We start from the raw sequence: 13149 nt of genomic DNA on the forward strand, positions 1-13149 counted from the left end.
ATTCACCCCTCTATATTAAATAATGTTTAGATAGCTAAAGCCATACATGGAGCCGATAGTGAATATAGTTGTCCAAACAGCTAAGCTAACAGTCATCCAACTTACCACTTGTGTCCGAGAGGAACCAAATGTTAAAGCTAAAACAGCGGCAATATCAGTGCCGACAAAAATTGGCGCAAGAAGCGCTAGACCTGGAATACCGTATCGATCCCAAATTTTTCTGGATCTTGTTTCTTGTTTGGAGGGAGCCGTAATTCCTTTTGCTTTTCTCCTTTTTTCTCTCCATGCATAAAATTGCTTAAAGAAAAATCCTAGCAATAAAACTAAAAGCAAGTTACCCGTAAAAGCCACTATTGCAACTCCAAGCGGCGGAAGTCCCCATGCCACACCGAGAGGAACTACAATAGATATATCCATCCAAGGAGCGAAAGCAACAACGAAAATTACAATGAATTGCCAGACAGTCGTTTGGTCTTGTGCCCATTCAAGCATTACATCACCTCCTTTTTAATCCGTATTTAAATTACGAATCGTCAGCAAATAGCTGTTTTTCGTCCTAGGGGTTATACAAGAAAGAAAGAAAAAAAGTAACTAGCAGAATAAATGAAAATATCGGAATAATAGGAGACCTTATTCAAGGAAAAAAACTTCTTCTACTGTGACTTGAAAAGCCTTGGCAATTTTTAAGGCTAACGTTATGGAAAGTGCATAATCACCTTTCTCAATTAATCCAATCTTTTGTCTTGTGATCCCGATTTTTTCAGCCAAATCTTGCTGAGACCACCTGTGGCGTGCACGCATTTCTCTGACTCTATTAATTAGCATCCCACTAGTCCTTTCCATAATTTAACTACGATTATAATAAATTAAGCGATCAATAATGTCAATAATCCTTTGCATTTTGTAAAAAATAATTGTCTTAATGTATTTAGGAAATCATTTTTATGAAGGGAACTTTGAAAACGGGACCCCACATCAAAACACTTAACCCATTCGTTCCCTATATTCCTTTAGGCACAGGTGGTTTAATTTTTATTGATTTCGCACACAATTGTTATTGCAGAAGCATAATACCGTCCTAATTATGAAAGGGATTATTTATGTTTAATTCATGCAATTATTTATAACAAAATGCAAATAATAATTTGCGTTTCATAACACATCCATTACAATAAAGGTATTAAATCGATATAAGAAAGGGAAGTTTGAATGCTTGAAAATAGAGTTCGAGAATTACGCGCCCGTTTTAGGTGGACTCAGAAAGACTTAGCTGATGCAATTGGAGTAACGAGACAAACAATTGGATTAATTGAAAAAGGGGACTATTCCCCGTCAGTTACGATGGCATTAAAAATAGCCCAATCGTTTAATGTTTCTGTAGAAGATGTATTTTATTTAAAAGGGGAGGATTAATTCTTTATGTTAAATCATATTTTACGTTCACCATTTTTTCCTATGAGCTTATTAGTATTTATTACTGCATTTTTGCTACTGTCTCTAATGAATACACAGGTATTTCTGGCTAAATTATGTTTTGGAATTTTAATATTTTTTACGTTTGGATGGTCCTTATTTATAAAGCTTTATAACCGAAGAAATCCTAAAAATAAGATTAAATCAATGAGCATAGTTCCACCGGAATTTCGCGAAATGGATGAAGGGCAACAGTGGGTAACATTTAAGGCTTGCCGTAATGTGTACATATACTACACCTTTGCTATTCCAGTTACTGTACTAATCTGTTTCATCTTTTCTCAAAATAATCTTGTTCCATTATTAAGCATTGGTGTATTAGGTATAGGACAATACGTTGTTTATTGGTTAACTACTATTTACGTATTAAAATCTGTCTGAACAATACAAAAGTTCGAGAAGGAAATAAACAGTTGTAGCTTTTAAAAAGTCGTACCATTTATCAAAAAGATGTACCTATTCGATTAAAGAATTATAAAAAACATCTAGATATGGTATAGAAGAAACCATTTTGATTAAAGATTTTTCAAAATGGTTTCTTCTTAATTTATCGTAAAATACGGGTTTGCGAGGTATTTTGGATCAAACTTTATTTCGAAGCGATAAGAGCTGTGTTACGATAAGTAAATTTCTAACAAGGATTATGTAAATGAAAAGTTCCTATCGAAAATTTGGGTTCTGGTGCAAAAACTTGAAGAAAATATAAAAAGCGAAATATTCCCAGTTACCCCTGGTCTTATGCAACTAGTCCAAACAGTTGATGGATGAATTCTTTTTGATTTTGGACAGACTTCTCCCTTTGAAGAGTCTGTCCTTTTTTGATCATGTGCATAGCCTCTAGCCCTGCAATCATTCGTTTGGCAGTCCGTAAGGACTTTAATCCAAGCATCGGGCGAATTCGTTTTTTAATAAAGCGATGATCCTGTTCCACGATATTGTTGAGATATTTAACTTGCCTTAGTTGGATGCCTTCAGGCATCTGTTTTTCTTCTTTTAACTCTTGAATAGCGATGGATAAGCTGGGTTCTTGTCTACTGTTATCACACGAGGCTTAGAAACGTGCGAAAAAGCCAAGGCTTTCTTAAAAAAGCGCTTGGCTGCTTGTTTATTTCTTGCTTTACTTAGATGAAAATCAATGGTATTCCCTTCTGAATCAACGGCACGATACAGATACATCCATTGACCTTTGACTTTCACATAGGTTTCATCTACTCTCCAGGAGTCATTGGTTGACTTAAGATGGCGCCGTACTCTTTCATCTAATTCAGGCCCATATTGGTGTACCCAACGCATAATCGTTGTGTGAGCCATGGATAAGCCTCGTTCCTTCATCATTTCCACCAAATCACGAAAACTGAGGCTGTACCGTAGGTACCATCTAACCGTTAATAAAATAATGTCAGGCTGATAATGCTTCCATTTGAATTCTACTGGTTTTTTCATACCGATACACGTCCTTTTTAGTTTAGTAGTATCAGTATGTCCAAGATTTAGAGATTAGTTTCAAGTTAGCTGAAATTTTTGCACCAGAACCAGCCATGGAATAAGCCTCGTTCCTTCATCATTCCCACCAAATCACGAAAACTGAGGCTGTACCGTAGTACAGGTACCATCTCACTGTTAGTAAAAGCATGTCAGGTTGATCATGCTTCCATTTGAATGCTACTGGTTTTTTCATACCGATACACGTCCTTTTTAGTTTAGTAGTATCAGTATGTCTAAGATTTAGAGATTAGTTTCAAGTTAGCTGAAATTTTTGCACCAGAACCGGATATATTCTCTTCTTGTCAATTCTTCTATATCTTGATTCTCAGCTAATTCATCAAGTGTTTCCCATATTGTCTATATAGATGGTTAATTCATTCTTTGCTATTACTTATATCCCAATAATCATTATACAAATGGGCTTTCTTTCAAGGTATTCCTTTCCTCTCTTTATATCCATGACTGCTATGGATATAAAAAACTTAAGTCTAGAATTACTGATAAAAAACTAATGCAATTCCTAATAAAAGTGATCCTAATACTATAGCAACGTATAGACCAAATGTTCCTAAAATTAGCTCGAGAGTTAAAGTCATAAAGACTTTAAAAAAGGATATATTCTCTTCTTTTTTATTTTTATAAACAATAATAATCCATGCAACTAGATTCACTAAAAAAAATAAAAGTAATCCTAATCCGATTAATCGATCCATTTTTATCCTCTACTTTCCAAATAAATACACACCTATTTGATATCTCGCATAGGTAGGTACAGCAGCAGAAATTGCACCTGCATGGCTACCGAAAATAAAACCTCCTGTGGCACCAATTTTCCCCCATTTTTCTATTGTTTCAACTTTACCACTAATTAATGAAACTTTAACAACAATTCTTCCAGTCATGGCTCCTGCTGCACCCCAAGTTACGGACTTTACAGCTATTTGCTGAGAAACCCAACTTTTTTTATTCGGGAACATTTTTTTCAAGCCATCTCTTACCCATTTGGGAGCGTTTTTGACTTTATTTCTTATATAACTTTTAACAGACTTTTGTCCGTTAATGTCAATGTTCATAATAGGGTTATTATTAGCATAAGTATATCCATTTTGTGATAATGGCTCGTCTTCATCACCCGGATGTGGATCTAACGCTAAAAATGTTCCATTCACAGGATTATAATATCGTGCTTGCAAGTAATAATTCTTTGTTTCGTTATCGTAATAATAGCCTGCATAACGGATTGGATTTTCTTTAGCGACTTCGCCATCTATAGAAAGGACATTTCCATATGCATCATATTCATAAGAACCAATTTCTTTTCCTTGTTCATCACGAATAGAAAGAACATCTCCACGATGATTGGTCCAATAGTGGTACCCATGTTCCTTCCAAATCCCACTTTCATCTTTTTTACGGATTAACATACCTAGAGGATTAATTCCATCCCATTGATAGTTTCGATATTGTTCAATGGAAGCTCCATTCCGTATCACTTCTAAAGATAATTGATTACCATCATAATAGTACTCATATGTTTTCGAACCTATAATTTTTTTTGTACGCAATCCAGTTTCATCATATTCATAACGAGCCACTTCATTACCTTGTAGATCAGTGACTCTTGTTTGATATCCAAAGGCATTATACTCATACTTAAAATGTTCATCCTGAAGTAAATTTCCGTCCGTATCATATTGATAAGCGATGTCATTTTTAGTAGCAATTTGGTTCGCTGCATTATACTTGAAGACATCTGTTTTGTCCCCACGAATACTTTCTGTGCGATTTCCAACGTCATCGTAATCATATTGATTAATTGTACCATCTGGTAATACTTCTTGAGTCAATTGGCTATTTTCATCATACGTAAAACTTGTAACACTTTGTCCATTGCTTTCTTCTTTGATGTTACCTGAACCATCATACGTATAATCATATCTTAAGCTTGTATCATTTCCTTTAGTATAAACAATGCTTTCTAAAAGGTTACGTTGATTAAAAGTATTCGTTTTTTGATATAAATTGTCATTAACTGTTACTTTTTGTTGATTGTTCGCAAGGTCATAATCGTAATCAAATATCATCCAGTGTTGTTCGCCTATACCCACTGTTTGTCTATCCATTTTTCCTTCATCTGTATACTGGAAGGATTGTTCCACCTTCCATGAATCTGTATCTTGATTATAATCAATGGATGAACGTAGTGGTCGTTCATTCTCATCATACGTATATCCAATTGTATAGTTTCCTTGTGTATAAGACTTCAATTGAGCAAGATCATTATACATGAAATCCTTTTGAAGGAGTGTTTGATTAGATTCTAAGTCCTTATACGTTACACTTTCTACTTGTCCACCATCCGTATATGTTTGATTAAATTGTAATACTTCTCCTTCAGATGGAGTAGAAACTGTTGTACTGTCTATTTGATCCATCTCATCATAGGAGTAAGATAGTGTATTTCCAGATGGTTTGATTTCCTTATCCATATTTCCATTCAAATTATAATGATAAGTGAACACCATACCAGGTAAGGTTACTTTGGTAACTTGATCGTTATCATTGTATTCATAGGTTTTGGTTCGTCCTAAAGCATCCGTTAAAGTCGTCATATTACCATTACCATCGTGGGTGTAATGAGTCGTTTTTCCTTTTCCATCTGCCACTGCTGTAATCACAGTAAGATGTAACGGATGGTATTCATAAGACACACGTCTTCCTTCAGTATCCGTTTTACTCTTGACATTACCAAATGGGTCATAAGAAGTGCTGGTGATTTGACCTTTAGCATCTTTTACCGTAATCGTATCTGTTGCATCATCATAGACCGTTTCTTCATACGTTTGATTTGGATAGGTTACTTTTGTTTCTCTACCATACGAATCATACTCATAATTTGTCGTTTCCTCCCCAATCTTCGTACTAGACAAATTCTCGCCTTCGTAGGTATTGATAGTTTGAATCCCCTTTGGATTGGTGCTACTAATGACTCTGTTTTTATCATCATACTCATACGAGGTCGTTCCATTTGCATCCGTGTGCGTTTTTAAATTTCCTTTGGAATCGTAGGTATTCGAGTTTTCGATTCCATCCTCATCTTTAGAATGCAAAATATTGTATTTATCATCATATTGAACAGTTGAAGTGGTCTCATTGCTATTCGATATTTCTTTAACTGCAAACGTATCATTTTCCGCATCTCTTTTATACACCGTTGTATTTTCATCTGTATCTGTCACTCTAAATTCATTTTTTTCATCATTATAATGATACGTAGTAGACACAGAAATAGCTGCGTCTGTTTCTTGTTTATCGAATACTTTCAATTCATTGTCATCATACAGATATTTAGTTATATTTCCCTTGCCATCGGTATACGATTCTATTTGTCCAAACGAATTGTAAGAAAACTTTTCTATTATGCTCTCTGTCGTACGTGAATCTTTAGTTTTAGTCGATACCAAATATTTATTATTATATTCATACTCTGTCCAATGTTCACCGTACTCTACTTTATTAATTAACTTATCAGAGTTATAAGTTAATTGAATACTAGTGCGAATTTTTTCACCATTATGATTGACTTCAGAGATTTCAGTTAACAACTGATCTTGATTATAAAAGAAACGAATCATATTTTGATGAACATCTCTATAGGCATATAATCGATATTCATCCGTTGTTCCTGGTTTTATTTCAAACAGTTTGGAGAACCCATCCTTATCTTTTAATATAAAACCTTGTGTATCGTTGACCGTTTCCTTTGTTAACGTTAAATATTTCCCCTTTGGAGAAATATACTTCTGATTAGTAGAATCATAGATCAATTCATGTTGAGTCCCATCTTCATCATGATACGTAACTTTTGATGGCTCACTACTACTATATACTTCTACCAGATTTTCATTTCCTGTAAAGGTCCATCCTTGTCCAAATGCAGAGGAACGAGTGGATCGTGAGTTATAATAACGAGTAAAGTCAAACCCTAACACTCCTCTAGTGAATAAGGATTGATCCGTAAACTCCGTGACTATATTTCCTGTCGTTACATTCACGGATGTTTGAGCATTCCCCGTTTGATGTTCCCCATACGTAAAATAATCTTCTAGTCCTAGCAACTCCTCTTGTGCTGGAATGGCTCCATATACATCCTCAGAAGGAACACTTAAAGCACGAGGCCCTTCTAGCTTTTCTGTTTCCGATTCAGGGGCATCATCATCATCAAAACGATATGCCTTAACACGAACTTGATAAGCTCTTTTTCCCTTTAAGGATTCAGGAGTGTTGGTACTATAATAATTAGTTGGGTCTGCTGGTAAATCGGTTATATTATCAAACAAAGAAATACCTGTTGTATCAAAGTTCGTGTCCCCTTTAACCGTAAACGTCTTATATGCTTCACCCGTATTGATTTGAACTTGGTAAGCACCTGCACCCTCTACTGCATCCCATTTTACTGCTAATTTTCCCTTATTATTGACGGAATCTAGAATATCCCCTGTTACTTTTACATTTTTCGGTGATAATAATGGGATATACCCATAGTTCACATCAGAATATGGAGAATCTCCTAAAGCCGTTACGGCTTTTACCCGAACACTATATCTTTTAGAGTTATTTCCATAGGTTGGACCTGGATCAATGGGTAATTCGGCTCCAATTGAAGGACTTCCTGTTGATGATAAATCCGCGCTATGGAGAGTATTCATGCCAGCTGCTATTTCTTCATCTGTAGGCCATATCTTTTTCCCTTTTGTACTGACACTCGTGACAGATTTTCCAACTGGATACGCGTCATAGGTTCTTCCATTATAAATAAACACTTTATAACCTGTTGCATTGGCCACGGGCTTCCAAGAGATATCCAGCCAGCCGCGGCCTTTATTTGCACTATCTTCTGGATAGGCGTATGCCTTTACGGTTGGCATTTCTGGACTTCCTACTTGAATAATCGGAATAGCTTTATAAACCGTCGTGGAGGCGGGACTATTTCCATTTGGGAATTTGGCTATCACACGGAAACCATAGTCTTTTTTAGTATTCGTAGTGCCACTTTTGGCGCTGTAAAACGCGCTAGGATCTACTGATAGCTCTACTCCCGTACCATCCGTTTTGTATGTCGAACTAGTAGAATACGGTGATTTAGGAAAAATCTTTTTCCCTTTAGATGACCAGCTAGTCCCTGAACCTGAATAGATGGTTTGATAGCCTTTCCCATCATACATTTGTAAATCGTATGAAGTAGCTCCATATTTGGCACTCCATTTCACATCTATATACCCAGTAGTTTGACCCTCACCATAAGAGTATGCATTAACGGTAGGGTTAGTCATTTGATTATAATGATAACTAATCACAAGTTTCGCTTTATTCGTATTCTCTGCTGACGTGATTTTTTTCCAATACGTTTTTCCATTTCCATTTGTATGAAATTTAAATCCGTAGTTTTGTCTTGTGCCATTTACCCAAGCCTGAACAGTAGACTTTACATCAAAATAAGCCCATTCATCCCTCGCTGCCGTTGTACTATCTATGTTCGTGGACGAAGGCTTATTATTCCACGTTAACTCATCGGCATACCATTGTCCTTTCACTTCGTCTACCCAAATACCTGTTTTAGTAGTGGCATAATAAGAATGTGTGATATAGGCAGCCAATTGAGCGGAATCTATGGTCGCCCCTTTTAAATCTCCAATCACACTAAACTTCATAAAAGCATAATTTGTTCCAGTGGTACTATCATAATATCCCGTTTTTAATACATATTCCCCTTGTGATGCATCCCATTCTTTATTGTAGTTATTATTGGGGTAAGCACTCATCACAAACGTATCTCCTAACACATCAATCGATACAGAAGGATCTATATAAATAGGAAAGACTCGTTTAGGCGATGATAACCAACTCTTATTAGCCACTAAGACTAACTCGTAGCTAGTATCTGACTTTTTAATCAGTTCATAATGAATATCTGATGAGCGGACACCGTCACCTAATGTATCATTATAATTTGAATCGACCATTACCGGCTTCGGTAAAGTAAAGATTTGTTTTTCTTTCGATTCATCTTCATAAAATCCGATGGATCCATCTTTTTTGACTTGACCGAATAAATCTGTTTGAATAGTATAATGAAATTCGTTGATTCCCTTATATTCATGCATAATCCAGTCTTCTTTTACTTCATTGTTTAAGGCAATATGGCGTAAATCAATTGCTGGATATAGAGATTTATAGGTTAAGGCATTATCCCTTTTCTCTGACTCTGATGAATACGTTGGTTCTATCTTTTGCTCTCCGTCAGAAGCATAGGTTAAGCCAAATGTTAACTCGTGTTCTCCTGAACGATAAATTAAAGGTTGATTCTTACTTGGTTTTTCAGGAAACAAAGATTCTAGTTTTGTTGCTTCTGTCTCTACATACCCATTATCACTCTTGTTTACCAAATCTTCAGAAATTGCTTCATACTTTCCATTTACTTTATTATGTATTTCCTCAGGGTAAATTTCCTTAAGAAAATTTCCTTTTCCATCAGTAAATGTCTTAGAATTGGCTGTTCTCTCTTTCACAACCTCCTCTAAATTTTGATCATTTTGTAGTGTTTTTTCAGTTTGCTTGCTCTGGTCATCAATAGCCGTAGCACCTGTATAATTTGGCAGCATGCTACATATTAACGTAATAATTAGGACTATTGAAATGACTTTACGAAATTTAAACACGTATTTCCCTCCTTTTCCTAATAGCACCATAAAATTATACCTTAGGAAATAGGAGGATTATACGCGAAAAATATACCAAAATAATAACCTGTTTATTACAAAAGGTGTATTATTTTCAATATAAATAAGAAATAAATACTTTTCTAACTATATCAAAATAACTATTTTAAACCCCAAAATAAATATATCTTAACTTTTAGAAAATCATGTAGTACTCAAATCAGATTTAATAAAAATAGTGCCGTGAGCCTAGATAAACGAACAAAGGAAAAGAGCATGTTTTGAAAAAAATATTACTCAAAACATGCTCTTATTGTGGTTACCCTTTTTTATTTTTAACATTGAGTTAGCATTTGCTTGAAATTCATAGGGTACTTTAACTTCTTCAACTGTACATCCGCTATCAGCGAGATAATTGAATAATTTATCTAAAATGTTCATATCGTTTCCCTTCCAAATCAATTAAAGGGAAAATGCGAATTTCCTCTTTAGTAACCCTCAATAACTCGTTTATCATTTTTATATGAAATTGGTAATCTAATCGATCAGCATACATAAAAAGAAGAACTATTTTTCTATTTCGATAATAAAGCTTTCCTTCAAAAAGTGGAAAACCAATACTTTTTGAAGGAGAGCTTTGGCTTTATAATATCTATTAAGACAAATACGTACCTATTCAAGACTAGAATATATGAGCTTTTATATAACTAGAACTGTAGTACAAGAATGTATAGGCCTTTGTGTCACTCGTCAACTCTTATTATTATTTAGAACATACTATCCGTAGGATACAATATTGTTCGTAAAATCGATATTATACGAACAATTGAAAAGTGCATTATTAATCCCCTTTTACTCAGAAGGGTTCGTTAAATTAGTGTTTAATGCGAATATAAAATTAACAAAGAACCTGCCAATGAGTTGTTCAATTGATCAATGACATGAAAGTAAGTCCCTTTTATGACATGAAAATAAGTACATTGTAAAAATAACAGTATTTTATATTACTTGGTATCTATATCGTCATACATATTTCTTACTTTCTTGTCACTTAAAAGACAAGAAAGTAAGGAAATTTTTACAAAGATACTTCTACATGATATAGCTTTTTTACAAAGACAAAAAGTCTAAACTTCATCTTTTAAACTGACAAGAAAATCTACATTATTTCTAGACGAGCTTCCTTTCCTGATTAACTAACCTACATTTTATTACAAGACTGTACAAAATTTTTTCTGTTTCACGACAGAGTAAAAAATCAAATTAAAAAACTATCTGATAAAGAACTATCTGAATTCTTAATTGATTGGGATTATGCTAACCCTAAATGTACTTTCGAACTTATAAAAACAGGTTTATTGTTAGGCTATGCCCTTGAATCCACTTTTGCAATTATGTTGAGATTTGATTAAAAATAAGGTTAAAAAAGAACCTGTTTTCAGGTTCTTCTCATATCTATTCTTTTAATTCATTAACTCTACCTGCAATAAGGTTTAAGCCATCTCTGATTTCCTCTAACACGACAATTTGACTCGCAGTTTTCCAAGCTATAATAGATAGACTTACTGCTATAACAACTAAACACGCAACCTTTATGAATTCCAATTTGTTCTGTTTCATTAGTTCATCCCCCTTGGTTAAGTTCGCTGAATTTTTTCTATATTCCGCCTTTTCAGTTCTATTATCTATTTTTAATATACCATTTTATCAGCTTTTTGGTAAAATTCATTAAATTACAGCAAACTATACAACAAATATATCCAAAACCATTAAGGCCTTACAGAACAGGTTCTCTATCCACGTTTACTGAACGTTCTATTTTCTAAATAAAAAAACGGCCTAATTTACAAAAGGCCGATAAAATTTTAATAGTCTTATAATACTCGGTAATTAGTTAATTATTTGTTTATATAGGCAATAGCATTCAATTCTGTATCGTAGCTTGCCGCACTATTTCCTAATTTGAAGTCAATACTAGGTGCCCCATATGTTAGAGTAAACCCGTCAATAGAAATTGGAGCAGTATCAATTTGATGTGTAAACGCTCCCATAATATTCACTGTAGAAGAGGAATAATTCGTATTTGTCAAAGTAAAATTAAACCAAGCATTGTGTCTTAAGTTAACTACATAGCAAAATTTTCCGTTAGTATTATAATTATTTTTTAAATTCTGCACCAACGCAGCTCCACTAAAAGAAGCATTTGTCCAATTTCCACTGCTAGCTGAATACTGAATAGTGTCAGAAGCATAGTTTGGGTAAAAACCACCATATGAATCATTCGCATCTACTTTCCAATATTGCGTACCGCCTCTTTTAGTATGGTCAGCAGTCCAATAGCTTGGATATCTAATTGAAGCACCGAGAACATCCATTTCTCTGTTTTTCGGAATAGTTAACCACTCAAGGGTATTATTCGCTCTGTATGAATTGGTGGCCAACTTTGAAATCACCGTTGTTATCCTTTTATAAGAAGTGTAGTCAGTACCAGTCTCAGTTCCTAACGCTGAAAAATCGGAATTTTTCTTGGCTCCTTTTTCTTTCGCTTTCTCCTTCGCTTCTTCTTTCTGTTTCTTATTCTCTATCTCTGCCCCAAGTTCAGCCTCTTCTTTTGTAACTTCAATAGATTCAGACTTAGGTATTTTCTTGCCAGACGCATCTTGTTCATACGAAGTTGTTGTTTTTATATATTTGGTAGATTTTGAGATTTCAGTTGCTTTGATATCCTTATTTAATTTAAACGATTCTTTGTCCATAATTTGGATATCCAAATCTTCAAATCCCTGTGATAATAGATTATCATACTCCGCTTTAGTCATTTTAATCCCATTATCATTTACATAAAAAACTGGTGACTGTGCATTAGCAGATGTCGTAAAACTAAAACCCAACGCTAAAAATAAAGCTCCATAAATTACTGCTAAAATCTTTTTCATATTCTCCTCCTCCGTTGTCTTTGGAGGACTAAGGAGTATTTTGTTTATGTAAGAAAAAAAGAATTGACTATATCTGTATAACCATTAAATAGAATAGTCAAACGATATAACACAACAATAATTGTTGCCAATAATACATAGTATAAGCACCAATATAAGACTAATAAAAGTTTTTCATCCATTCTTTTTTTATCATTAGATGCTTCTTACACCCCGTCCGCCTTACAACAAATAACACTATAACATAATTATGGGTGTACTGTAAATTGGATTTTTTAGAAAGTTTTGTTATTTTTATTATCAAACTTTTTTAGTGCTCAGCACTTATTTAAGTATTAATAGTATGAACAAAAAGGAAAAATTTATAGGTCAATTGAATGACATAGCCCCTTAGTAAAATATAAAAAGCTAATATGATTAGCCTTTTTAATTTACATTTGTTAATCTAAAACAATAAAAATTTGGTTTCAGAGGCAATTAATAAACTGCCAAAAAAGATGACAGTCGAGTCATCATCATCTTTTCTTTAAATTCCT

8 protein-coding genes and 2 pseudogenes are annotated in these 13149 nt (G+C 34.2%); 2 read left to right on the forward strand and 8 right to left on the reverse strand.

Features of this window, described 5'->3' with window-relative positions:
- Nucleotides 1-15: 15 nt before the first annotated feature.
- Both BAOM_RS11190 and BAOM_RS11195 read right to left on the reverse strand, forming a co-directional pair.
- Nucleotides 16-492, reverse strand: coding sequence for a small multi-drug export protein (locus BAOM_RS11190; RefSeq protein ID WP_098338690.1), 477 nt, complete (start codon nucleotides 490-492; stop codon nucleotides 16-18).
- Between the two features lie 138 nt (nucleotides 493-630).
- Nucleotides 631-825: a helix-turn-helix transcriptional regulator gene (locus BAOM_RS11195; protein WP_127760347.1), complete on the reverse strand. Its 195-nt coding sequence runs from the start codon at nucleotides 823-825 to the stop codon at nucleotides 631-633.
- Between the two features lie 384 nt (nucleotides 826-1209).
- Between BAOM_RS11195 and BAOM_RS11200 the strand changes: the two genes are divergently transcribed.
- Nucleotides 1210-1413, forward strand: a complete 204-nt coding sequence (locus tag BAOM_RS11200) for a helix-turn-helix transcriptional regulator (protein WP_049113274.1) — start codon at nucleotides 1210-1212, stop codon at nucleotides 1411-1413.
- 6 nt (nucleotides 1414-1419) lie between these two features.
- The gene (locus tag BAOM_RS11205; RefSeq protein WP_127760348.1) at nucleotides 1420-1854 is read left to right on the forward strand and encodes a hypothetical protein; all 435 of its coding nucleotides are present in this window, start codon (nucleotides 1420-1422) and stop codon (nucleotides 1852-1854) included.
- A 355-nt stretch (nucleotides 1855-2209) separates the two neighbouring features.
- Here BAOM_RS11205 and BAOM_RS11210 read toward each other — a convergent pair.
- The 6 genes and pseudogenes from BAOM_RS11210 to BAOM_RS11235 form a co-directional block, all read right to left on the reverse strand.
- A pseudogene (locus tag BAOM_RS11210) lies at nucleotides 2210-2916 on the reverse strand (IS6 family transposase).
- 101 nt (nucleotides 2917-3017) lie between these two features.
- A pseudogene (locus BAOM_RS25615) lies at nucleotides 3018-3151 on the reverse strand (IS6 family transposase); the annotation flags it as partial.
- A gap of 301 nt (nucleotides 3152-3452) precedes the next feature.
- Nucleotides 3453-3671 (reverse strand): hypothetical protein, encoded by a 219-nt coding sequence (locus tag BAOM_RS11220; protein ID WP_127760349.1) that lies wholly within the window; start codon nucleotides 3669-3671, stop codon nucleotides 3453-3455.
- 9 nt (nucleotides 3672-3680) lie between these two features.
- Complete coding sequence (locus BAOM_RS11225; protein ID WP_164853197.1) at nucleotides 3681-9677, reverse strand: DNRLRE domain-containing protein; 5997 nt, start codon at nucleotides 9675-9677, stop codon at nucleotides 3681-3683.
- Nucleotides 9678-11132: 1455 nt separating this feature from the next.
- The gene (locus tag BAOM_RS24385) at nucleotides 11133-11297 is read right to left on the reverse strand and encodes a hypothetical protein (protein ID WP_164853198.1); all 165 of its coding nucleotides are present in this window, start codon (nucleotides 11295-11297) and stop codon (nucleotides 11133-11135) included.
- A 278-nt stretch (nucleotides 11298-11575) separates the two neighbouring features.
- Nucleotides 11576-12613 carry a hypothetical protein gene (locus BAOM_RS11235; protein WP_127760351.1) on the reverse strand — a complete coding sequence of 346 codons (1038 nt, stop codon included), beginning with the start codon at nucleotides 12611-12613 and terminating at the stop codon, nucleotides 11576-11578.
- Nucleotides 12614-13149: the final 536 nt, after the last annotated feature.

The organism is Peribacillus asahii (assembly GCF_004006295.1).
GTDB lineage: Bacteria > Bacillota > Bacilli > Bacillales > DSM-1321 > Peribacillus > Peribacillus asahii_A.